This window comes from Janibacter sp. GS2 (genome assembly GCF_051200835.1).
Lineage (GTDB): Bacteria > Actinomycetota > Actinomycetes > Actinomycetales > Dermatophilaceae > Janibacter.
The window spans coordinates 684,490-707,452 of the sequence record NZ_CP195161.1 but is presented as its reverse complement, the minus strand read 5'-3'; the positions used below and the strand labels follow the sequence as shown (position 1 = coordinate 707,452).

At 71.2% G+C, this 22,963-nt stretch carries 21 protein-coding genes and 1 pseudogene; 16 read left to right on the top strand and 6 right to left on the bottom strand.

Annotated elements, in window-relative coordinates:
* The first annotated feature begins 128 nt into the window (after positions 1-128).
* Both ACR9E9_RS03480 and ACR9E9_RS03475 read left to right on the top strand, forming a co-directional pair.
* The gene (locus ACR9E9_RS03480) at positions 129-959 is read left to right on the top strand and encodes a sigma-70 family RNA polymerase sigma factor (RefSeq protein WP_435201728.1); all 831 of its coding nucleotides are present in this window, start codon (positions 129-131) and stop codon (positions 957-959) included.
* 24 nt (positions 960-983) lie between these two features.
* The gene (locus ACR9E9_RS03475) at positions 984-1,220 is read left to right on the top strand and encodes a hypothetical protein (protein WP_435201726.1); all 237 of its coding nucleotides are present in this window, start codon (positions 984-986) and stop codon (positions 1,218-1,220) included.
* Positions 1,221-1,302: 82 nt separating this feature from the next.
* Here ACR9E9_RS03475 and ACR9E9_RS03470 read toward each other — a convergent pair.
* A pseudogene (locus tag ACR9E9_RS03470) lies at positions 1,303-1,596 on the bottom strand (DUF2809 domain-containing protein); the annotation flags it as partial.
* 62 nt (positions 1,597-1,658) lie between these two features.
* Positions 1,659-2,561, bottom strand: coding sequence for a LysR substrate-binding domain-containing protein (locus ACR9E9_RS03465; protein WP_435201724.1), 903 nt, complete (start codon positions 2,559-2,561; stop codon positions 1,659-1,661).
* 81 nt (positions 2,562-2,642) lie between these two features.
* Between ACR9E9_RS03465 and ACR9E9_RS03460 the strand changes: the two genes are divergently transcribed.
* Entirely contained in the window at positions 2,643-2,828 is a 186-nt protein-coding gene (locus tag ACR9E9_RS03460) for a hypothetical protein (protein ID WP_435201722.1), read from the top strand.
* A 26-nt stretch (positions 2,829-2,854) separates the two neighbouring features.
* Entirely contained in the window at positions 2,855-3,487 is a 633-nt protein-coding gene (locus ACR9E9_RS03455) for a 2'-5' RNA ligase family protein (RefSeq protein ID WP_435201720.1), read from the top strand.
* Here the strand turns inward: ACR9E9_RS03455 and ACR9E9_RS03450 are convergent.
* On the bottom strand, positions 3,411-4,031 hold the full coding sequence (locus ACR9E9_RS03450; protein ID WP_435201718.1) for a maleylpyruvate isomerase family mycothiol-dependent enzyme: 621 nt from the start codon (positions 4,029-4,031) through the stop codon (positions 3,411-3,413). The two genes, ACR9E9_RS03455 and ACR9E9_RS03450, sit on opposite strands and share 77 nt — an antisense overlap.
* A 65-nt stretch (positions 4,032-4,096) precedes the next feature.
* On the opposite strand from ACR9E9_RS03450, the gene ACR9E9_RS03445 reads away from it, so the two are divergent.
* Complete coding sequence (locus ACR9E9_RS03445; protein ID WP_435201716.1) at positions 4,097-4,708, top strand: class I SAM-dependent methyltransferase; 612 nt, start codon at positions 4,097-4,099, stop codon at positions 4,706-4,708.
* A 33-nt stretch (positions 4,709-4,741) separates the two neighbouring features.
* Here ACR9E9_RS03445 and ACR9E9_RS03440 read toward each other — a convergent pair whose 3' ends face one another.
* Positions 4,742-5,410: a hypothetical protein gene (locus tag ACR9E9_RS03440; protein ID WP_435201714.1), complete on the bottom strand. Its 669-nt coding sequence runs from the start codon at positions 5,408-5,410 to the stop codon at positions 4,742-4,744.
* A 203-nt stretch (positions 5,411-5,613) separates the two neighbouring features.
* On the bottom strand, positions 5,614-6,960 hold the full coding sequence (locus tag ACR9E9_RS03435) for an alpha-hydroxy-acid oxidizing protein (protein WP_435201712.1): 1,347 nt from the start codon (positions 6,958-6,960) through the stop codon (positions 5,614-5,616).
* Between the two features lie 199 nt (positions 6,961-7,159).
* On the opposite strand from ACR9E9_RS03435, the gene ACR9E9_RS03430 reads away from it, so the two are divergent.
* The 5 genes from ACR9E9_RS03430 (at position 7,160) to ACR9E9_RS03410 (ending at position 13,341) form a co-directional block, all read left to right on the top strand.
* Positions 7,160-8,851, top strand: a complete 1,692-nt coding sequence (locus tag ACR9E9_RS03430; protein ID WP_435201710.1) for a sodium:solute symporter family protein — start codon at positions 7,160-7,162, stop codon at positions 8,849-8,851.
* 19 nt (positions 8,852-8,870) lie between these two features.
* Positions 8,871-9,002, top strand: a complete 132-nt coding sequence (locus ACR9E9_RS03425) for a putative transporter small subunit (RefSeq protein ID WP_435201708.1) — start codon at positions 8,871-8,873, stop codon at positions 9,000-9,002.
* Positions 9,003-9,084: 82 nt separating this feature from the next.
* Complete coding sequence (locus ACR9E9_RS03420; RefSeq protein WP_435201706.1) at positions 9,085-10,620, top strand: FMN-binding glutamate synthase family protein; 1,536 nt, start codon at positions 9,085-9,087, stop codon at positions 10,618-10,620.
* A gap of 29 nt (positions 10,621-10,649) precedes the next feature.
* Positions 10,650-12,371 (top strand): thiamine pyrophosphate-dependent enzyme, encoded by a 1,722-nt coding sequence (locus ACR9E9_RS03415; protein WP_435201704.1) that lies wholly within the window; start codon positions 10,650-10,652, stop codon positions 12,369-12,371.
* A 64-nt stretch (positions 12,372-12,435) separates the two neighbouring features.
* Positions 12,436-13,341, top strand: coding sequence for a cation diffusion facilitator family transporter (locus tag ACR9E9_RS03410; RefSeq protein ID WP_435201702.1), 906 nt, complete (start codon positions 12,436-12,438; stop codon positions 13,339-13,341).
* A gap of 13 nt (positions 13,342-13,354) precedes the next feature.
* Here ACR9E9_RS03410 and ACR9E9_RS03405 read toward each other — a convergent pair whose 3' ends face one another.
* The gene (locus ACR9E9_RS03405; protein WP_435201700.1) at positions 13,355-14,593 is read right to left on the bottom strand and encodes an MFS transporter; all 1,239 of its coding nucleotides are present in this window, start codon (positions 14,591-14,593) and stop codon (positions 13,355-13,357) included.
* Positions 14,594-14,757: 164 nt separating this feature from the next.
* Between ACR9E9_RS03405 and ACR9E9_RS03400 the strand changes: the two genes are divergently transcribed.
* From ACR9E9_RS03400 to ACR9E9_RS03375, 6 genes are all read left to right on the top strand, one after another.
* Entirely contained in the window at positions 14,758-16,296 is a 1,539-nt protein-coding gene (locus tag ACR9E9_RS03400; protein ID WP_435201698.1) for a pyridoxal phosphate-dependent decarboxylase family protein, read from the top strand.
* Complete coding sequence (locus ACR9E9_RS03395; protein ID WP_435201696.1) at positions 16,296-17,669, top strand: lysine N(6)-hydroxylase/L-ornithine N(5)-oxygenase family protein; 1,374 nt, start codon at positions 16,296-16,298, stop codon at positions 17,667-17,669. Before ACR9E9_RS03400 ends, ACR9E9_RS03395 begins: the two co-directional genes overlap by 1 nt.
* A complete protein-coding gene (locus ACR9E9_RS03390; RefSeq protein ID WP_435201694.1) occupies positions 17,666-20,014 on the top strand; it encodes a GNAT family N-acetyltransferase in 2,349 nt (782 codons plus the stop codon). Before ACR9E9_RS03395 ends, ACR9E9_RS03390 begins: the two co-directional genes overlap by 4 nt.
* The gene (locus tag ACR9E9_RS03385; RefSeq protein ID WP_435201692.1) at positions 20,011-21,831 is read left to right on the top strand and encodes a penicillin acylase family protein; all 1,821 of its coding nucleotides are present in this window, start codon (positions 20,011-20,013) and stop codon (positions 21,829-21,831) included. The genes ACR9E9_RS03390 and ACR9E9_RS03385 overlap by 4 nt, the downstream gene beginning before the upstream one ends.
* Positions 21,828-22,337, top strand: coding sequence for a GNAT family N-acetyltransferase (locus ACR9E9_RS03380; protein ID WP_435201690.1), 510 nt, complete (start codon positions 21,828-21,830; stop codon positions 22,335-22,337). Before ACR9E9_RS03385 ends, ACR9E9_RS03380 begins: the two co-directional genes overlap by 4 nt.
* A gap of 83 nt (positions 22,338-22,420) precedes the next feature.
* Entirely contained in the window at positions 22,421-22,933 is a 513-nt protein-coding gene (locus ACR9E9_RS03375) for a GyrI-like domain-containing protein (protein ID WP_435201688.1), read from the top strand.
* Positions 22,934-22,963: the final 30 nt, after the last annotated feature.

The window sequence follows — 22,963 nt, the reverse complement described above, 5'->3', positions numbered from 1 at the left end:
CCACGCAAGCCTGCCATCTGCGTGCCGGCCCGGTTGCGCCCTCGCCTCCTCGGGAGCAACATCCCTGTCACACGCGGGGCGTCCCGGACGTCAGTGGAGTGACGGCACGGACAGGAGAGGAGGGGCCCATGGATGCGACGGCGGAGTTCGAGGCGCAGCGACCGCGGCTGGTCGCGCTGGCGACGCGCGTGCTCGGTGACCATGCCGAGGCGGAGGACATCGTCCAGCAGGCATGGCTGCGTCTTCACGGCACCGACACGGACATCGAGTCGCTGCCCGCGTGGCTGACCACCGTCACCACCCGACTGTGCCTCGACCGCCTGCGCGCGCGAACGCCCGTGCCCCACGACGAGATCGAGCCGGACGAGACCGCGCCGGACGTCGCCGACGAGGTCACCCTCGCCGACACGGTCGGCGTCGCGCTCCAGGCCGTCATCGACCGGCTCACCCCCGGCGAACGGGTCGCCTTCGTCCTGCACGACAGCTTCGGCTTCGAGTTCACGACCATCGCCGCGATCCTCGACACGACCCCGGCCGCTGCCCGCAAGCTCGCGTCCCGCGCCCGCGCCAAGGTCCGCCAGCCGCAGCCCGAGGACCCGCTCGCGGACCGGGAGGTGGTCGACGCCTTCATGTCCGCCGCACGCGAAGGGGACTTCGGCACCCTGCTGCGCCTGCTGGCACCGGACGCCCGGATCACCGCTGACGCCGCCGCCGTCGGCATGGGCACGCCGGAGCGGATCGACGGCCGCCGGGAGGTCGCCGAGTTCTTCAACGGCAGCGCCCACGCGGCCCTGCCCGTGTACATCGGTGAACGCCCCGGAGCCGCCTGGTTCCACCGTGGCGACGCGAAGGTCGCCTTCGATTTCACCATCGAGGACGGGTTCGTGCACGGCATCACCTTCCGCGCGGACGAGCCCCTCCTCGCCCGGGTCGTCCGCCGCCCCTCGTCAACCGGATGAACACCCCCACGAAAGGACACACCCATGAAGACCATGACCTGCCGACAGCTCGGTGGCCCCTGCGACCTCGAGCACCACGGTGAGAGCGCCGACGACGTCATCAACGCCCAGGACGCGCACCTCAAGGAGGCGGAGAAGGCCGGCGATGCAGCCCACCAGCCGGCCCGCAACGACATGAAGAGCCGCTGGCGCCACCCTCGCAAGTCCCTCGGCTGGTACAACGACACGAAGAAGGCCTTCGCGGACCTGCCGGAGGACTGAGCGGACGACCCGAGCGCTTCGGCCATCGACGCCCGGGAGTCACGAGCACCATCGCCCCCGCGCCGACCAGAGCGCCCGCTGCGTACCAGAGGATGTCCGACGGGACGAAGGTCGACCCCAGGAGCAGACTCAGGGCAGGCAGTCGCGCCGGGATCCCGGTGAGCTGGGCGAGCTCGACCGCCGAGCAGGCGACGAAGGCCACCCCGGCCACGGTCGCGGGCCGCCAGCGCGCGAGGATGGCGATCGCGAAAACGGCCGCCATCGCGTAGAGCACGCTTCCTGCCGAGTCCGCCCACACCCGGTCCCGGACCAGCTGCACGGCCAACCCGAGGGCGATGACCGCCGCGAGGCACAGGGCAGCGACGACGCGGGACATGGACCCACCCCAGCGCACCCCGCTGACCCCTCGCTGGGAGGGCATCCCCAGCGGAGGACCGCCTACTCCCGCGAGGCACCCGCCGCGGCCTCGATCAGCTCCTGGGCCGCCAGGACGTCCGGTCGGTGCGCCGAGGTGTCCCGCACCTGCACGGTGACCCGCCGGGTCGGGGTCGGGTCGACCAGGGGAACCGCGCAGACATCCGAGGGCAGTCCGTCGATCGCGAGCTCGGGGATGAGGGCCACACCGGCACCGGCACCGACCATGGCGAGGACGGCGTAGTGATCGTCCGAGCGCGCGGCGTAGTGCGGCTCGAATCCTGCTGCCCGACAAGCCAGTCGCGTGACCCGGCCGGTGGCGCGGTCGTGCATGTCGTGGTCGACCCACGTCTCGTCGCGCAGCTCGAGCACGGACACCTCCGAGCGCCCGGCCAGCGGATGGTGGGTCGAGACGACCGCGACGATGGCGTCCTCCGTCAGCGGATGGCGCCGGTAACCCGACAGTGAGCAGGGCCCCTCGGTCGGCACCTCGTCGTCGATCTCGATGTCGCGGGAGCGCTCCCCCGGCCCGGCGCCGGGGGTGTGGATGTCGATCTCGAGCTGGACGTCCGGGAACTGCCGGGTCAGGCCGACGACCACCTGCGGGAGCCAGGCCTTCGCCGCCGAGGCGAAGGTGCCAATGGTCAGGCGGGGCGAGGCGCCCGTGCGCAGGTCGTCGATGAGCTGCTCGAGTCGCCGAGCGCTGGTGAAGAGCTCGGTCGACTCCTCGGCCAGCCGCACCCCGATCGTCGTCGGCTCGATGCCTCGCCCGCTGCGCTCGTACAGGCTCAGCTCGAGGGATCGCTGCAGGGTGATGATGTGCTGGCTGACGGTCGCGGCGGTGTAGCCGAGGTTGGCTGCCGCGCCGCTGACGGAGCCACTCGCGACGACCGCCCTCCAGATGGCGAGTCGGTGAATGTCGATCATCCCCACACCATAAGGCACTGCCTGACAGTCATACGGTGATCTTCGGTTGTCACTTGTTGAAAAACCGACCACACTGGAGACATGTTCATCACGACGCTGCTCACCGCCATCACCCTCCTCCTCGCCGGTCTCGCCCCCTGGTGGATCGCCGGCCGTTACTCCATCCCCGCCCGGGAGCGCCTCGCCCTGGGCGAGATGGACCTGAAGTCCGTCGTCGCCACCCTGCGGCGCGGCGCCAACGCCTTCGTCCCCGCCCACCTGAAGTAAGACCGAGGGCGAGGCAGGCTCGCCCGGTGCCCGGCCACACCGTCCTGCAGCTGCCCGCCCCTCCCCTCGAGGCCTGGGTCGCCGAGCGCACTCGCCACCACGACGCGAGCTTCGTCTCGTCCGACCCGGGCTTCGCCCATGCGCACATCACGGCGCTGGCCCCCTTCGTCCGGTCCCCGACCCGGGCCCAGCTCCGCACCATCACCGGCATCGCCACCGCGACGGCCCCGATCACGGTGCAGCTGGGTGAGATCGACCAGTTCCCCGACGGGATCATCCACCTGCGGCCCGAGCCGGACCGTCCCCTGCGCGACCTGACGGATGCTCTCGTGGATGCCTTCCCCGACTGCCCTCCCTACGAAGGGAGGTTCGGTCCGCGCGTCGACCCGCACCTCACCCTCGACGCCGCCTCGGGCGAGGTCACGGTCGAGACCACGCGACGGCTGCTCGGCGGGATCCTGCCGGTGAGCTGCACGCTCACCGAGCTGCAGCTGGCCTGGTGGGAGTCAGGCGGCTGCCACGTCATGCACCGGTGGCGGTTGAGCGGCCCGGCAGCAGGGCGCCGGTCCGGCGAGCCCGCCGTCAGTCCAGGTCAACCGCGGGCACACCCGGCCCCGCGAGATCGGCGAGCGCCACCCGCCGACCGGAGACGACCATGAGCAGCGAGAGCGCCGGCCCGGCGACCTCCGGGCCGGTCCCGAACGACAGGTCGATGTCGGTGGCACGCCACGCCGCCTTCTCGGCGAGCTGCCTGCCGCCTCCGAGAGCACTCGACGTGCGGGCCTGGTAGTGCAGGGCCCGCCCGACCGCCTCCGGATCGTAGTGCCGCACGAGGCCGAGCGGACGACGGATGTCCTCGCCGTGGAGCACCTCCTCGACGAGCCGGCTGTCGACCGGAGCCGGCGGGCCCGACGTGCGGGCGGCGACATCGCGCAGTCGCTGCAGCGTCTCCCGCGGCGTCGCCCCCCGCTGCCGACGCATGCCCTGCTCGTTCTGCCGGTCGAAGTCGAAGCGGGCCCGAACCATCGCCCGGACCACGCCGAAGGGGGTGGCCATCGCATTGTCGACGAGGTGCGCCGCGACGTCATGGACACTCCACGCCGAGCACAGCGAGGGCCGAGCCCACTGCTCGTCGGTGAGCAGCTCCAGGTCGGCGATGAGCGCCGCGCGCTCGGTGTGCACCAGGTCCCAGACATCGCTCATGGGCTGATCCTGCCAGCCGGCCCCGACAGCACGCCGCCTCCGGGCGGGGCATCTAGGCTCAGGGCATGGCACCGGAGCAGAGCGCGTGGATGCGCATCGTCGCGGAGAACCCGAGTCACTCCCGGTGGTACATCGAGCGCTTCCGTGAGATGGCCACCCGCGGCGACGACCTCGACGGCGAGGCACGCCTCGTCGACGCGATGGCCCCACGCGGCGCGCGCATCCTCGACGCCGGCTGTGGCCCCGGTCGGGTCGGGGCGCGTCTCCACCAGCTCGGTCACGCCGTCACCGGCGTCGACGTGGACCCGGCGCTCATCACTGCCGCCGAGGAGGACCACCCCGGTCCCCGGTGGCTCGTGGGCGACCTCGCCTCCCTCGACGTGCGGGACGAGGGTGGCGAGCGCGCCCTCTTCGACCTCATCATCTGCGCGGGCAATGTCATGACCTTCCTCGCGCCGAGCACCCGTGGTGCCGTGCTCGCCGGTTTCGCCGACCACGTGGCCGAGGGCGGCCGGGCCGTCATCGGTTTCGGCGCCGGCCGCGGCTACCCCTTCGACGAGTTCCGCTCCGACGCGGCTGCTGCCGGCCTGGGCGAGCAGGTCCTCCTGAGTGGCTGGGACCTCTCCCCGTACACCGAGGACGGCGACTTCGTGGTCGCCGTCCTCGGTGGTCGCTGACTCGGGCGCTGGTGGGTCACCGCGCCCTCGTCGTCACGCGGCGACGGGTCGCCCCTGGAGCACGCGCCAGGTGTAGGCGAGGCCGATGAGCACCACCGGCGTGATGACGATGAGTCCCAGACCCAGGGTGCAGACACCGAGGATCGACAGCGCCATCCCGATGAGGGCGTAGATCAGCGTCTCCGCCAGGTGCCCGGTGACGAAGGCATAGCTGCCCTTGATCGCGTCGATGGCCTGCGCGCCGTCCACGACGGCGAGATTCGTGTAGGAGAGGAGGAAGGCCAGCACGAGCCCCGGCAGGACGAGCAGCAGGAAACCGATGTTGACGGCGATGGAGACGAGGATGCCGGCGACGAGCGCCTGCCCCCAGTCGATCCGGGTGAACATCTCACCCACCTCGGTCCGCCCGGTGTCCACCACGTCCAGTGCACCCCGAGCAAGAGCGATGCCCAGGCCCCACACGATCACCGTGGTGATCAAGCTGCTGACGAGACTGGCGATCTGGCCCGAGAACCCGCCCCGTGGGAGCGCGAAGCCGATACCGATGCTCAGTGCGAGATTGACCACGACGGCGACGCCGAGCATCGCCAAGGTGAGGACGACGAAGGGAACGACGTTCTGGGAGAACTTGGTCCAGCCGTACTTCACCGCATCGACGGCGTTGTAGGGGCCCGCCCCGGGGGCACCTCCGTGCGGCGGCATCCCCGATCCACCCGGTGGCGGACCCTGGGGTGGCGGCGGGCCCTGCGGCGGTGGCGGACCCTGGGGTGGCGGCGGGCCGTTGGGCGGCGGGGGTTGGCTGGGCGGCGGAGGTGGCGTCTCGTGGCTCATGATGACACCCAAGCGTGAGCCACGCAGGGGCGCAAGCACCTTCGGGTCACGAATGCCGGAGGACCCGGCGCGGGTCACCCCTCGATGAGCAGCTCCCGGGTGATGTCGGCGATCGATGCCGTGCCGACGAGACCCATCGTCAGGTCGAGCTCGGCGACGACATTGTCGATGACCGCACTGACACCGGCCGCCCCGTCGAGCGCGAGACCGTACACGTGGGGGCGCCCGAGGAGGCAGGCGTCGGCGCCGAGGGCGAGAGCGATGAAGAGGTCCGCCCCGCTGCGCACCCCGCTGTCCATGAGGACCGTCGGCTCCGGTCCGATCGCCGCCCGGATCCGCACGAGGGCGTCGAGCGCGCCGATTGAGCGATCCACTTGTCTCCCACCGTGGTTCGACACGACGATCGCGTCGACGCCGGAGTCGAGGGCCCGCCGGGCGTCGTCCTCGTGCAGGACGCCCTTGAGCACGACGGGGAGCGAGGTGCGCTCCCTGAGCGTCGCGATGTGCTCCCACGACAGCCCCGGGTTGGAGTAGATGTCGAGGAAGGTCTCCACCGCCGCCCGCGGCTCCGCCGAGCGCAAGTTGGCGCGCAGACCACCGGGGTGCTCCCGGGACATCGACACCACGGTGCCGGCGCCCCCCTTCGCCGCCCGCACCAGGTCCACCGGCCGACGCGGGTCGAGGCCGAGCGCCTCGGCACCCCGCGCGCCCGCCCTCGCGGCAGCTGCCACCCGCTCACGAACCATGGCCATGAACCGGGGGTCGGAGGTGTACTGCGCGATCCCCTGACCCCGGGCGAAGGGGAGTGAACCGAGATCGAGGTCCTGGGTGCGCCACCCGAGCATCGTCGTGTCCAGGGTGACCACGAGCGCCTCCGCCCCGGCGGCCTCCGCCCGACCGATCATCGAGTCGACGAGCTGCTCGTCGGTGGACCAGTACAGCTGGTACCAGAAGGGAGTCCCGGCCATCTCCTGCGCGGTCTCCTCCATCGGGGAGCAGCCCTGGCAGGAGAAGACGTAGGGGACGCCGCTCGCGTGCGCGCCACGGGCGATCTGCAGGTCCGCCTCGTCGCTGACGAGGCCGGCGGCGCCGACAGGCGCGAGCAGCACCGGCGAGGCGAGGTCCGTGCCGAGCACCCGGGTCGACAGGTCACGCTCCGTCGTCGCGTGCAGCATCCGCGGGATGACCTGCCACCGGTCGAAGGCCTCCCGGTTGGCGCGCATCGTCGCGCCTCCCCCGGCGCCTCCGGCGATGTAGGCCCAGGCCCTGCGGCTCATCGCCCGTCGGGCGCGGCGCTCGAGCTCGAGGGCATCGGTCGGCACGGTGGGTGCGACACCCAGGGCACCGGGGCGGTAGATGGCGTTCTGTCGGGCCCGGCCCACCCCGATCGGGGCGCTGCGCTCGGCGTCGTGGGTGCTCATGGCCTCACGGTAGCGGCAGCACAACCGTGATCTTGAACACAACGCCATGGGTGCATAGCCATGCGCTTTCCCTTGATTCCATCGGCCCGAACGGCCGTTTGGGGTCGATTGGGGCTGATTGACGTCATTCGTCTTCCCCCGCGACCCCGGGCTACGTTGCGAAAGGCCACACCCGACACCACCACACCGGAAGGAAGGCATGCCGACTGCGCCGCCCCTGGGGATCGTCACCATCGTCCTGCTCCTGCTCCTCTTCTACGGCCTGACCATGGTCATGTCGATGAAGATCAGCCGAGGCAGCGGAGAGAATGCCGACGACTACATGACCGCCGGACACGGCGTCGGCTTCGGCATCTCCGCCGCGTCGATGACCGCCACGTGGATCTGGGCGTCGTCGATGTACGCCTCCGCGACCTCCGGATACCTCTACGGCATCTCCGGCCCGATCCACTACGGGCTCTGGGGCGCGCTGATGATTCTCTTCATCTACCCCTTCGGCAAGCGCATCCGTGCCGTCGCCCCCCGGGCGCACACCCTGGCGCAGGTCATGGCCGTGCGCCACGGACGCTCCAGCCAGCTGATGCTCGCCGGCTCCAACGTGCTCGGCAGCGTCATCTCCCTCATGTCGAACTTCATCGCCGGTGGCGCGCTCATCGCGGTGCTCTCCCCGCTGACCTTCATCCAGGGCGTCCTGATCATTGCCGGTGGCGTGCTCCTGTACACGATCGGATCGGGCTTCCGCGCCTCGGTGCTCACCGACTTCACGCAGGTCGTGGCGATGCTCGGCGCCGTCGTCGTCCTCGTGCCTGCCTTCTTCTTCATCCTCGGTGGCCCCGACCTGCTGCGTGAGGGCGCCAGCAACCTCAGCCCCCAGCAGTCGAGCTTCTTCTCCTCCGAGGCCTTCCTCAAGCAGGGCGCCCCGTACATCGCGGCCGTCCTCGCCTATGCCATCGGCAACCAGACGATCGCCCAGCGTCTCTTCGCCGTGCGCGAGGACCTCATCAAGCCGACCTTCATCACCGCGACGATCGGCTACGGCGCAACCGTCATCGGCATCGGGATGCTCGGAGTGCTCGCCCTGTACTCCGGGATCGAGCCGAGCGGTGGGGACCCGAACAACCTGCTCCCGCAGCTCGCGGCCACGCATCTGGCGACCCCGTTCATCGTCGTCTTCTTCGTGATGATCATCGGCTCCCTCTCCTCGACGGCCGACTCCGACCTGGCTGCCCTGTCCTCGCTCGTCATGACCGACATCTACGGCGTCAGCGCCCGCCGCGAGGGCCGCGCCGTCAACCCGAAGACGATGCTGCTCATCGGCCGGATGACGATGATCGTGGCCACCGTTGCGGCGGTCTCCTTCGCAGCGCTCCAGCTGAACATCCTCGACCTGCTCGTCTTCGTCGGCGCGCTGTGGGGTTGCCTCGTCTTCCCGGTCATCGCCTCCTTCTACTGGTCGAAGGTGACGAACAAGGCGTTCACCGTCTCGGTACTGCTCGCGCTGGCGGCCTTCCTTCCGGTGCGCTTCGGCTGGGTGCCCCGCTCCGGCGGCCTCGACCTGCTCGTCGAGCTGCTCGGGGTCGTCGGCATCGGCGTCGTCATCGGTCTGATGCTCTTCGGCTTCTTCGGACCGAAGGTCGGCCTGATCGGCGGTACCGTCGCGGCGCTCGTGCTGGCCCCCTTCGCCATCGGGCTCATCGCCGACTACGCGGCCCTGTCCGGAGCCCTCGTGGCCTACGCGGTCTCGACGCTCGTCTGCGCCGGCATGACCCTCGCCTCCCGCGAGGACCCCTTCGACTTCGACACCATCGCGCGGGCGACGGATGACTTCGACCCGGAGGACGAAGCCACCACCGACGTCGACGACATCGACGACGAGACCGTCTCCGTCTGAGGAAAGGACCTTCCACACCATGTCCATCGCCGCACTGACCTTCTACGTCCTCATCTGGCCGGCACTCGTCGCGATCGTCCTCGCGGTGATCTGCGTGGGCTTCGTCCGCGAGTTCCGCTCCGCCAGGAAGCAGGGTCGCGACATCGTCTGACCGGTCGCCCCTCCCGCCGGGCCCCTTCACGGCGCATAGTGGTGGTGCAGACGCACACCAGCGCCCACGAAGGAGCGGTTCCATGACCCGAGGGTTCCGGTACGGCCTGGTCGGGACGGGCGTGGCCGCGGCAGCGCTCGCCGCACACGACCTCATCCAGAAGAAGCACTCCGTCCTGCGCAACTACCCGGTCGTCGGGCACATGCGCTACCTGCTCGAGGAGTTGCGACCCGAGCTGCAGCAGTACTTCATCGAGCGCAACTGGGACGGTCGCCCCTTCGACCGGGACATCCGGTCGGTCATCTACGAGCGGGCCAAGGGGATCCACGGAGAGAAGGCCTTCGGCACCGAGCGCGACGTCTCGCGGTCGGGCCACGAGTACCTCGTCCACTCGACCACCCCGCTCGACCCGCCGCCCGAGGTGCCGCGCGTGATGGTCGGCGGGCCGGACTGCCGTCAGCCGTACAGCATGTCGCTGCTCAACGTCTCCGCGATGAGCTTCGGCGCCCTGTCCGCCAATGCGGTCCGCGCTCTCAACGAGGGCGCGAGGATGGGCGGCTTCGCCCAGGACACCGGGGAGGGCGGCCTGTCGCGGTACCACCTGGAGAAGGGGGGAGACCTCGTCTGGGAGGTGGGCTCGGGGTACTTCTCCACCCGCACCGAGGAGGGCGCCTTCGATCCGGCCCAGTTCCGCGACAACGCGGCCCACGAGCAGGTCAAGTGCGTCTCGCTCAAGCTCTCCCAGGGCGCCAAACCGGGCATCGGTGGTGTCCTGCCGGCAGCGAAGGTCACCCCGGAGATCGCCGCCGTGCGCGGCGTCCCGGTGGGCGAGAAGTGCGTCAGCCCGGCGGCCCACACGGTCTTCGCCACCCCGATCGAGCTCATCGAGTTCATCGCCTCGATGCGTGAGCTGTCCGGTGGCAAGCCCGCCGGGTTCAAGCTGTGCGTCGGATCCCGTCGCGACGTGCTCGCCATCTGCAAGGCGATCCTCGAGGTCGGCACGGCACCGGACTTCATCATCGTCGACGGCTCCGAAGGGGGCACGGCCGCGGCTCCGCTGGAGTACGAGGACCACGTGGGCAGGCCGTTGACCGACGGGCTGATGATCGTGCACAACGCGCTCGTCGGCGCAGGTCTGCGTGAGCACATCAGGATCGGGGCGAGCGGCAAGGTCGCCGCCGGCAATGACATCGTCAAGCGCCTCATCCAAGGGGCCGACTACACGAACTCGGCCCGGGCGATGATGATGGCCACCGGCTGCATCCAGGCCCAGGTGTGCCACACCGGCCGATGCCCCGTGGGCGTCACGACGCAGGACCCGCGACGGGCGGGCGCCCTCGATGTCGCGGACAAGAGCCTGCGGGTGCGCAGGTACCACGAGGCGACGGTTGCGCAGGCCACCCAGATGATGGCCTCCCTCGGGGCCCGACGACCAGAGGACCTCGGTCCCCACCTCCTGCGGCGCACGATCTCCTCGAGGGAGACGCGCTCCTACGCCGAGCTCTTCGAGTGGCTGCGCCCCGGCGAGCTCGTCGCCGAGGCACCGCAGAGCTGGGCGCAGGACTGGCAGGCCGCCTCCGCCCACAGCTTCGTCCCCGAGCCGTCTCAACCCCACTGACCCACGAACCACCGACAGCAAGGACCGTCATGACCACCGTTGCCCAGATGCTCATCACCACGCTGGCCGATCACGGGGTGCGCCACGTGTGGGGCGTCGTCGGCGATGCCCTCAACCCCGTCACGGACGCGATCCGGGGTGAGGAGAGGGTCGAGTGGATCGGGGTGCGCCACGAGGAGGTCGCCGCCTTCGCCGCCGGCGCCCAGGCGCAGCTGACCGACCGGCTCGGGGTGTGCATGGGCACCGTCGGGCCCGGATCGGTCCACCTGCTCAACGGGCTGTACGACGCGAAGAAGTCGCACGCCCCCGTGCTGGCGATCTGCGGTCAGGTGCCCACGCCCGAGATCGGCAGCCACGCCTTCCAGGAGGTCGACAACGACCTCCTCTTCGAGGACGTCTCCGTCTTCGCCCGCACGGTCACCTCCGCCGCGCAGATGCCGCAGATGCTCGAGCAGGCCGTCAACGCGGCGATCGCCCACCGCGGCGTCGCGGTACTCACCCTCCCGGGCGACGTCGGCGGCCTCGACCTGCCGAAGGGGACGCCCACCCCCTTCCTCGCTCCCCCACCGAGCCCCGCCCCCGCACCGACACACCAGGTCACCGCCGCCGCCGACGTCCTCAACGACGCGAAGAACGTCACCCTCCTCGTGGGGCAGGGCGCCCAGGGGGCGCGCGCCGAGGTGCTGCGCCTGGCCGACACCCTCCGGGCGCCGATGGTGATCACCCTCAAGGGCAAGCCGGGGTTCGAGCACGACAACCCCTTCCAGGTCGGTCAGAGCGGGCTCATCGGCAACCCGGCAGCCGCCAAGGCGCTCGACGAGTGCGATGTGCTGCTCATGGTCGGCACCGATTTCCCCTACCGGGAGTGGTACCCCGAAGGCAAGACCGTCATCCAGCTCGACGAGCGGGCGGACCACATCGGTCGACGCACCCACGTCGCGCACGCCCTCGTCGGGGACAGCGCCGCGACCCTGGCCGAGCTCGTCCCGCGGCTGGGCGCCCACGAGAGCAGCAAACACCTCGACGCCGCCACCCGTCACTACGCCGAGTGGAGCGAGCGCCAGGAGCACCTGACCCGCCCGGGTCACGACGAGACCCTCCTCGGCCGCGTGCGCAGCGCCTTCGACAACCCGGAGGAACTCATCCGTCCCGAGGCGCTGGCCGCTGCACTCGACCGGCACGCCGCCGACGACGCGATCTTCACCAGCGACACCGGCATGTCGACCGTGTGGCTCTCCCGGTTCATCCGGATGAGCCACGAGCGCCGACTGCTCGGCTCCTACAACCTCGGCTCGATGGCCAATGCGATGCCGCAGTCGCTCGGCGCGCAGGCCCTGGACCGCTCCCGACAGGTCATCGCCTGCTGCGGCGATGGCGGCCTGATGATGCTGCTCGGCGACCTGCGCACAGCCGTGACCTACCGGTTGCCGGTGACCGTCGTCGTCTACAACAACTCTCGCCTGGGCATGGTCAAGCTCGAGCAGGAGCAGGGCGGGCTGCCCGAGTTCGGCACCGAGCTCGACAACCCGGACCTCGCCGCCGTCGCCACCGCACTGGGCCTGCAGGCGCGCCGCGTCACGGATCCCGAGCAGCTCGACGACGCGGTGCAGGGCGCGTTGGCCAGCGAGGGTCCCTACCTGCTCGATGTCGTGACCAACCCGGAGGAGGTGTCGCTCCCGCCGAAGCCGACTCTCGGCCAGGCATGGGGCTTCGCCATCGCCAAGTCCACCGAGGTCATCGAGTCCCGGTGACGCGCGGTCGGGCGGACGCCACCGGGCATTGGACTCCCGCGTGGAGGGGAGTCATGATCGGGCCATGAGTTCCGGCCACGGTCACACCCACGGGCACGCTGGGGCCACCCATCGCTGGCGGCTGCAGCTCGCCTTCGGGATCATCACGACCTTCTTCGTCGTGGAGCTCGTCGCCGCCCTCGCCTCGCGCTCGCTCGCGCTGCTGTCCGACGCCGGCCACATGGCCGCCGACGTCGTGGCCCTGGGCGCGGCGCTCGTCGCCACCCGGATCGCCACCCGCGGCGACACCTCCGGCCAACGCACCTACGGCTCCTACCGCGCGGAGGTCTTCGCCTCGGGCCTGGCGGTCCTCCTCATGCTCGGGGTGTCCGTCTACATCGCCGTCGAGGCCGTCGCCCGGATCGGCTCCCCGGCCGAGATCGCCACCGGCTGGATGCTCACCGTCGGCGTCCTCGGGCTCCTCGCCAACATCGCCGCACTCTCCCTCCTGCGGGGCGGTGCCACCGAGTCGCTCAACGTCAAGGGCGCCTACCTCGAGGTCGTCGCGGACACCCTCGGCTCGGTCGGGGTCATCGCCGCCGCGCTCCTCGTCGCCGCCACCGGCGACGCATGGTGGGACACCGCCTTCGCGCTGGCCATCGCCGCCTTCGTCGCGGTGCGCGCGGTCCTGCTCGGGCGGGAGGTCCTGCACGTCCTCGGCCAGCACGCCCCCACGGACGCACCACCACCCGAGGTCGCCGCGGCCCTCGCCTCGGTCCCCGGCGTGAGCGATGTCCACGACCTGCACCTGTGGACCCTGACATCGGGCATGGACGTCGCCACCGCCCACCTCGTCACCCTCGAGGGCGCCGACCCGCACGCCGTGCTCGACGGTGCCCGCGAGCTGATGCGCACCCGATTCGCCATCGAGCACGCCACCCTCCAGGTCGAGCCGGAGAGCCATGTCGGGTGCCACGAGGTGACGTGGTGAGCGGCGCCCTTCGTCAGGCGGCGGTGACGCCGTGGCGCTGCTGGTGGCGCGCTCCGAGAGCGGTCCCGATGAGCACGAGGACGATCGAGGCGACGAGCACCCCCGGGTAGCCGACGAGCTGCGCCAGGCCCAGGGCGAGGCCGGCCGCGATGAAGGAGATCGCGAGCGCGAAGGAGGTCAGGGTCGTGAAGTCGGTCCCCGCGGAGTCGGCTCGTGAGTAGTCCATGTTGATCGTGTAGACGACGACATTGGCCATCGCATAGGTCGCCATGAAGAGGCACAGCGCCAGCGAGGTCCACAGGGTCGTCGCCGAGCCCAGGGCGAGGGGCAGCAGACCGAGCGAGGACAGCGCCAGGAGCAGTCCCCCGAGGACGAGGGTGCGCCGCCGGCCGAGCCGGCCCACGAGCCACCCCGCCCCGAGCGAGGTGAGCACTGCAGGGACCGACGCCACGACACCCGTGACGATCCCGATCCTCGTCAGGGACCACCCGGCGTCGACGAGGGCCGGGGAGACGATCGCGTACCCGACGGCGGCGCCGACGTAGTAGAGGGGCACGACGAGGAAGGTCCAGCTGCGGCAGCCCTTCTGGCGGAAGACCGTGAGCAGGTCACGGTAACCGGGCCGCTCCACGACGAGCTCCCGTTCGGGCTCCCGATAGGCGATGACGACGCCCAGCGCGGTGGCGGTGAGCACCGCGAGCAGCAGGATCGCCGCAACCCAACCGAAGCGGTCGTAGACGAGCACGGCCAGACCGCCACCGACGACGCTGCCGAGGTAGTTGCCGCCGACCTGGATGCCGTTGCCGAGCCCTCGCTCCCCGGCGGTGAGCAGCCGCACCACGAGCGCGTCGGCAGCGATGTCCTGCGTCGCCGAGAAGACGACGTAAAGAGCGCAGATGACGATGATCGGGCCGAGGTGGTCCGACGGGCCGACGAAGGGGGTCAGCGCCAGCAACGAGAGGACGAGACCGAGCTGCAGCGGGATGAGCCACGAGCGGTAGTGCCCGATCCGGCGGCTGCCGTACCTGTCGATGAGCGGGGCCCAGAGGAACTTCAGCGGCCAGATGATGCCGATCGTCTGGAGCAGGCCGAGCGTCGCGAGGGAGGTCCCGCCCTCCCGGAGGATCGCCACGAGACCGATCGTGAGGAACCCCACGCCCAGCCACTGGGTGAAGTAGAGCGCGGTGATGAGGCGAAATCGCTCTGCCCCAAGGCGGGTGGTGTCATCGGCGACGGCGGTTGCGGTCGTCATCGGGCGGGATCCTCTGCGGTGGCGGGACAGGACTCGGACCCGGTCGGGTCCGTGGCATCACGCGTCAGCGGTGACGCGGGCTCGGTGGGACAGCAGGCTGCCTGGCCGTTATGTTAGGGCAGGCAAACCATACTGAGGTAACCCTAAGTTCAAGGAGTCCCCTGTTGAACCAGCACCTCCTGACCCGCGACACCGCCGATGAGTACCTCGCCGGCATGTCCCGGGTGACCGACCTCGTGGCCACCCACCTGGCCGCCGGCGCCCCCTCGACGGGCGCCACCGTCGCCGACCTGACCCCCGCGGTGGAGGCGGTCGACCTCGACCATCCCGCGGCCGACCTCGACAGCGCCCTGTCCGAGGTGACCGACCTCTACCTGCGTGACGCGGTCTGGTTCCACCACCCGTCCTACGTCGCCCACCTCAACTGCCCGGTCGCGCTTCCCGCGGTCCTCGCCGAGGGCATCCTCGCCGCGGTGAACACCTCGGTCGACACCTGGGACCAGAGCACCGGAGGCACCCTCATCGAGCAGCGGCTGGTGCGCTGGACCGCCGATCGCATCGGCTTCGGCAGCGACGCCGACGGCGTCTTCACCAGCGGCGGCACACAATCCAACCTGCAGGGACTCGTCCTCGCCCGCGGGGAGGCGATGCGCGCGAACCCCGCACCTGATGCCCAGCAGCGGTTGCGGGTCCTGGCGACGGAGCACAGCCACTTCAGCGTGGCGAAGTCCGCCCGCATCATGGGGCTGCGCCCCGATGCGGTCATCCCCGTGCCCACCGACGAGACGGGCGGCATGTCGCTCACGGCCCTCCGCGACGCACTGGACGCCCTCCGCGAGCGCGGCGAGATCGCCGTCGCGGTCGTGGCCACCGCCGGCACGACCGACCTCGGGGTGATCGACCCCGTCGCCGGGGTCGCCGACCTGTGCGCCGAGCGCGGGACCTGGCTGCACGTGGACGCCGCCTACGGCGGGGGGCTGCTCGTCTCCTCCCGCCGCCGTCACCTGCTCGCCGGCATCGAGCGCGCCGACTCGGTGACGGTCGACTTCCACAAGACCTTCTTCCAGCCGGTCAGCTCCAGCGCCCTGATCGTGCGCGACGGCTCCACGCTGACGCACGTGACCCACCACGCGGAGTACCTCAACCCCCGGACCGCGGTCACGCCCAACCAGGTCGACAAGTCCCTGCAGACGACGCGTCGCTTCGACGCCCTCAAGCTCTGGATGACCCTGCGGGTGACCGGCGCCGATGCCGTCGGTGAGATGTTCGACGAGGTCATCGACCGGGCCCACGAGGTCTGGGACGGCCTGCGCACCGATGTGCGCTTCGAGGTGGCCACCGAGCCGACGCTGAGCACCGTCCTCATGCGCTACCGACCGGAGGGGGTCAGCGCCGAGGCCGCCGACTCGCTCAACCCCCGCATCCGCCACGCCCTGCTCGACCGCGGCGACGTCATGGTCGCCGGGACCACGATCGACGGCCGCGCCTGGCTGAAGTTCACCCTGCTCAACCCGGACACACCGCTGGAGCACCTCCGCGGGATCCTCGAGACGATCGCGGCGACCGGGGACCAGCTGTTGGCCGAGGACGCAGCGGATGACCTGGAGACCCGCCGCTGGCGCTCCGTCCACGCGGAGCGTGCGACCCGACACCTCGATGAGCGCCCGTCCGAGCTCGCCACGACCGGGAAGGAGGCGCGCTGATGACCACCACCCCCGTGCACGACCTCATCGGCATCGGCCTGGGTCCCTTCAACCTCGGTCTGGCCGCGCTGACCCACGATCTGCCCGACGTCGACGGCCTCTTCCTCGAGTCCCGGGACGCGTTCTCCTGGCACCCCGGGATGATGATCGAGGGGGCGACGATCCAGGTGCCCTTCATGGCCGACCTCGTGACGATGGCCGACCCGACGAGCCGGTTCAGCTTCCTCAACCACCTCAAGCAGGTCGGGCGGCTCTACCCCTTCTACATCCGCGAGGACTTCAACCCCCTTCGCGCCGAGTACGACCAGTACTGCCGGTGGGTCGCCGACCAGCTCGACACCATCCGCTGGGGCCAAGAGGTGACCTCCGTCGAGCAGGAGGGCGACGGCACCTACCGCGTCACGGCACGCCGGGCGGACGGGTCGACGAGCTCCCACCGCGCCCGGCACGTCGTCCTCGGCATCGGCACCGAGCCGGTGCTCCCGCCCGTCACCGAGGGGCTGGGTGGGCCGGTGACGCACAGTGCCGGCTACCTCGAGGCCCGGGCCGAGCTGCAGTCCCGGGAGAGCATCACGCTCGTGGGCAGCGGTCAGTCCGCCGCCGAGATCTACCTCGACCTGCTCGAGGGCGTCACCGATCACGGCTACCACCTGACCTGGGTGACGCGCTCGCCCCGGTTCTTCCCGATGGAGTACACGAAGCTCACCCTCGAGATGACCTCCCCCGAGTACGCCCGCTACCACCGCGCCCTGCCGATGGAGCGACGCGACGTCCTCGGGCGGGAGCAGCGCACCCTCTACAAGGGGATCAGTGCCGACCTCGTCGACACGATCTACGACACCCTCTACCGGGTCCGCGTCGAGGGCGGCACCACCGTGCCGACCACGCTCCTGACGAACAGCGAAGTGCGCGAAGCGAGCTGGGACGAGGAGTCCGGTCAGTACACCCTCGAGGTGCACCACGAGGAGCAGGACGCCGCGGTGACGGTGACCTGCGAGGGCCTCGTCCTCGCGACCGGCTACCGGCCACGGACGCCGGGATTCCTCGCGCCCGTCGCGCACCGGATCCGCCGGGACGCCCGCGATCGCTACGACACCGGACCCGACTACAGCGTCGACCTCGACAGGAGGATCTTCGTGCAGAACGCCGAAGAGCACACCCACAGCGTCCTCGCCCCCGACCTGGGCATGGGGGCCTACCGCAACTCCGTGATCATCGCGGCCATCACCGGACGGGAGGTCTACCCCGTCGAGGAGCGCATCGCCTTCCAGCACTTCGGGGTCGACGAGATCGACTCCCCCGTGATCACGCGCGACGACGGCGCTGCCCACACCACTGCGGCCCGGCGCACCCCGGCGGGGGTGGGCCGATGAGCAGGCACGCGATGATCACCCCCATCGGCCGCGTCACCATCGAGCCGGTGGTGGCGACCGACGACGACACGAGCGTCGCCCGGCTCCTGCACGAGTGGGTCACCCACCCCGGGTCGAGCTTCTGGGGCATGCAGGGCTGGACCCCCCAGCAGACCCGCGAGGCCTTCGACGCGATCCACGCCGACCCGCACCAGGAGGCGTGGCTCGGCCGGGTCGACGGGAAGCCGACCTTCCTCGCCGAGACCTACGACCCGGCGCACAGCGTCCTCGCCGCGCACTACCCGGTCGCCCCGGGCCAGCTGGGCATGCACGTGCTCATCGCCCCCACGGACGCCCCGGTGCACGGGTTGACCTCACAGGTCTTCCGCGCAGTGATGCACTTCTGCTTCCGGGACCCGGAGGTCACCGAGGTCGTCGTCGAGCCGGACGTGCGCAACCACGCCATCCACGCGAAGAACGCCGCCGCCGGGTTCGTCGTCGAGCGCCGGATCACGCTGTCGGACAAGGAGGCCCTGCTCAGCTTCTGCACCGCCGATGCCTTTGCGGCGAGCGAGCTGGAGCGTGGCGACGGTCGCGACCGCAGCCCGCAGGTCGCACACCTCGAGCCCGTCGTCATGGCCCGCGCCCACCGGCACATCGCCGCGAAGGCCCTCGGTGAGTTCACCCACGAGCGCCTCCTGGCCCCCGTCGCGACCGGTGACGGCCGGTGGAGCATCACCGCCGGCCGCGCCCGCTACTCCTTCGCCGCCTCCCGGCACGAGCCCGAGCACTGGCGCGTCGACCCGTCGAGCATCGACCGGGAGGTCGACGGCCAGGGCACCGACATCGATGCGCTGACCGTGGTCAGCGACCTGCACGAGGAGCTCGGGATCCCCGACCACCTGCGCTCCACCTACCTCGAGGAGCTCAGCGGCACGCTCGCGAGCCTCGCCCACAAGTGGCACCACCAGCGGCACTCGAGCGCCGACCTCGTCCACGCCGACTTCCAGACGGTCGAGGGCGCGATGACCGAGGGCCACCCCGCCTTCGTCGCGAACAACGGTCGGATCGGCTTTGCCGCCACCGACCACGCGGCGTGGTCACCCGAGGCCGGCGCCGACGTCCACCTCGTCTGGGTGGCGGTGCGCCGCTCGCTCGCCCAGCTCTCGCTCGCCGAGGACCTCACGGAGGAGGACCTCTACGCGGGAGAGCTCGACGCGGCAGACCTGGCGCGGTTCTCCCAACGCCTCGAGGCGAAGGGGGGGACCCACGCGGACCACCTGCTCATGCCCATCCACCCGTGGCAGTGGGACCACAAGCTCGCGGTGACCTTCGCCGCGGACATCGCCCGAGGCGACATCATCCACCTCGGGACGACCTCGGACCGGTACCGGGCCCAGCAGTCGATCCGCACCTTCTTCAACCACGACCGGCCCGAGCGGTGCTACGTCAAGACGGCGCTGGCGATCCAGAACATGGGCTTCCTGCGGGGCCTCTCCCCGACGTACATGCAGGGCACGCCGGCGATCAACGACTGGGTCGCGCAGGTCGTCGCGGAGGACCCGGAGCTGAGCGCGTGCGGCTTCCGGGTGCTGCGCGAGATCGCGGCCGTCGGCTACACCGGCGACGCGTACCACGCCCTCGGTTCGGCCAACCCGCACACGAAGATGGTCGCGGCCCTGTGGCGGGAGTCGCCGGTGCCGCAGCTCGCGGCCGGGGAGCGGGTGGTCTCGATGACGGCGCTGCTGCACCGGGACGCGGAGGGCACCTCGCTCATCGGCGAGCTCATCGCCGCGAGCCCGCTCACGGCGGGCGAGTGGGTGCGCCGGTGGCTGCGTGCCTACCTGCGTCCGATCGTCCACTGCCTCGGTGTGCACGACCTCGCCTTCATGCCACACGGGGAGAACGTCATCCTCGTCCTCGAGGACCACTCCCCCACCGGCATCTTCATGAAGGACATCGGTGAGGAGGTCGTCGTCATGGGTGAGCGTGAGCTCCCCCCGGAGGTCGAGCGCATCCGCCACGTCCTCGACCCGCAGGTCCAGTCGCTGTCGATCCTCACCGACGTCGTCGACGGGGTGCTGCGCTTCGTCGCCGAGATCCTCGACGACGACGCGGTGCTCGCCGAGGAGACCTTCTGGGCCCTCGTCGCGGACTGCATCGACGAGCACGCGCGGGACCACCCGCGGGCGGCGCGGCTCGACCTGCTGCGGCCGGCCTTCGAGCACTCGTGCCTCAACCGGCTGCAGCTGCGCAACACGCTGCAGATGGTTGACCTCGCCGACCCGGCAGGATCGCTGATCATGGCCGGGATGCTCGACAACCCGCTCCACACCGCATCGCGCGTGCCGGTCCTCGTGCCATGAGCCGGCGCTGGAGGGTCCGGCGTGACCCGTGGGGCGTCCCGCACTGCTGGGGCGCCACGCTGGAGGACCTCGCGCACGCCCAGGGCTGGTCGGCCGCGGTCGACCGGGCCTGGCAGCTGGAGACCGAGCGGCGGCGCTCGGAGGCCACGACGAGCGCCGTCCTCGGTTCCGCTGACTGGGACGACTTCGCGGTGGCCACAGGGCTGCCCGAGATGTCCCGGGCCGCGGTCGCCGCCCTGGACGAGGACACCGCAGCCTGGCTGGCGGCCTTCGTCGAGGGGGTGAACGAGGGCCTCGCCGAAGGCGCCTCGCGCGCACCGGAGTTCCTCGCCACCGGCACCGAGCCCGGGCGCTGGGAGCCATGGAGCGCGGCGGGGGTCTTCCTCGTGCAGCACGTGCTCATGGGGTCCTTCGGGCACCAGCTGTGGCGTCGCCACGTGCGTGCGACGCTCGGTGAGTCGGGCATGGACCTGCTCAGCCACGAAGGCGTCCCGCTCGGTGGCAGCAATGCCTGGGCGCTGACCGGGTCGCGCACCGTCACCGGCGCGCCGATGATCGCGGCCGACCCCCACCGCGTGCTCGAGGCCCCGGGGATCTACCAGCAGGTGCGGTTGTCGACCCCGACGATCGACGTCACCGGCCTCGCCTTCCCGGGGGTTCCCGGGGTGGCGCACTTCGGTCACACCGGGTCGGTCGCCTGGGCCATCACGCACGCCATGGCCGACTACCAGCAGATCGCGCCCGGGGCCGATCCCGCGATGCCGCACCCGCTCACCCCGGCCGGCGTCGACGGGGACATCGCGCTCGCAACCATGCGCCGGCTGCTGCTCGCGCGGACGGTGGACGACGTCGACGCCGCTCTCGAGGACTGGGTGGAGCCGGTCAACGCCGTGATCATCGCCGGCGCCGACGGGCGCGTCCGCGAGCGCGTCGCGGGCCGCGTGGTGACGCAGGGAGGCACCACCCGTGCCGTCCCTCCCGCCCGCCGGGACCTCGCCGAGGGTGAGGCCGTCGTCCACGCCAATGACCGGCGCGCATCCGTGGCGGACCTCGGCGAGGAGTTCGCGCCGCCGCACCGGGGTGGCCGGATCGCCGAGCTGCTCACCCAGCGCGAGCGGTGGGACCGCGAGGCGCTCTCGGAGATCCAGATGGACACCTGGCTGGGTTCGTGGCCGACCTTCCGGGCCCTGCTGCAACGGGTGCAACCGACCGGGCCGGCCGCCGAGGTCCGTCGACGGTTGCTCACCTGGGACGGCCACATGGACGCCGGAAGCGTCCGGGCGGCCCTCTTCGCGCGCTGGCGGAGCGAGCTCGTCGGCCTCGTCGCGGCCCACCCCCGGCTCGAGGCGCTGCACACCCCGACCGGGCTGGCCCCGCTCTTCGCTCCGTGGACGGACCCGGTCGCGCGGATCGGGGCCGGCATCGAGCGGGTCGTGACCCGCGGTGACGCCCATGGCCTGCCCCTCCCCGAGCTGGCCACCGCGGCCCTGGCCCGGGTGGCCGACACCCTCGGCGACCGGACGTGGGGGGAGAGCCACGTCGCCCCCTTCCTCCGGGCCGTGACCAGCACCGCGGGGCCGGAGCCACGACCGCTCGGCGGTGACGGTGACTGCGTCCTCGCGACCGCGGCCGCCCCCGGACTGAGCGACCACTGCTGGCGGGGGCCGGCCGCCCGACTCGTCTGGGACCTCGCCGGGGGCAGCACGTGGGTCGTCCCCCTGGGTGCCGACGGCCCGCCCGACTCACCGCACACCCTCGACCAGCACGACCTCTGGCGCGCCGGCGCCCAGATCCCCACACCACAGGAGACCCCGTGACGACCCTCGACTTCCGCCCGCTGCGCCCGACGGACGACGCCCCGATGATCCACGACTGGGCCACCCGGCCACGTGGACGCTTCTGGGGGATGGCCGACAAGAGCGTCGAGGAGATCCGCGACATCTACGCCTTCGTCGACTCCCTCGAGGCGCACTGGGCGTGGATCGTCGAGGACGAGGGGCGAGCGGTGGCGCTGCTGCAGACCTACGAGCCGGAGCACGACCCGATCTCCGGGGCCTACGCGGTCCGGCCGGGTGATGTCGGCGCGCACGTCTTCGTCGCGCCCGGTGAGGACGCCCTGCGCGTCGGGGCGGGGATCTTCGCGTGGGTCTTCGCCGACCCGGCCGTCCTGCGTCTCGTGGGCGAGCCCGATGCGGGGAACCGGGCGATCCTCGCGCGCCTGCAGCAGAGCGGTTTCGAGCTCGCCGACGAGGTCGTCATCGGCGACAAGGTCGCGCGGTTGGTCTTCCTCACCCGGGATCGCTTCGAGTCCGTGCTGGGGTGAGTCGGCCGGGGTCGTGTCCGCGAGCGGTGGAGTCCGCACGCCATCTCGAGGATGATCGGGAGGACCCGACACAGGAGCCGATCGTGACCGACACCCCCAGCCACCTCGCCCCGCCACACCCTCACGTCACCTACCTCACCGCCCAGCAGATCCCGACCATCGTGCGCGTGGCCCGCGACGTCGCGCCCGACGAGATGGCCGCGATCTTCGACGAGTCCTTCGCCGCGCTCGTCCCCGCACTCGCGCAGCAGGGTCTGGACATCGCCGGACCCCCCTTCTCGCTGCACCACCGGATGCCCGGAGCGACCATGACCTTCGAGCTGGGGTTCCCGGTGGCGCACCCGCTCGATGGTGAGCTCGAGGCCGGAGGCATCACCTTCTTCCCCTCGAGCATGCCCGCGACCCGGATCGCGACGATCTCCCACGTCGGTGGCTACGACGGGCTCGCTCGGGCCTGGGGGGACCTGATGCAGCAGGTCGCCGATGACGGCCACCGCCCGGGCCTGCCCTTCTGGGAGGTCTACGTGAGCGAGCCCGGACCGGACGTTGACCCCAGCACGTTGCGCACGGACCTGGTGACGCCCATCGCGGAGTGAGCATCGGACGGCTCCTCCGTGGCCCGAGGC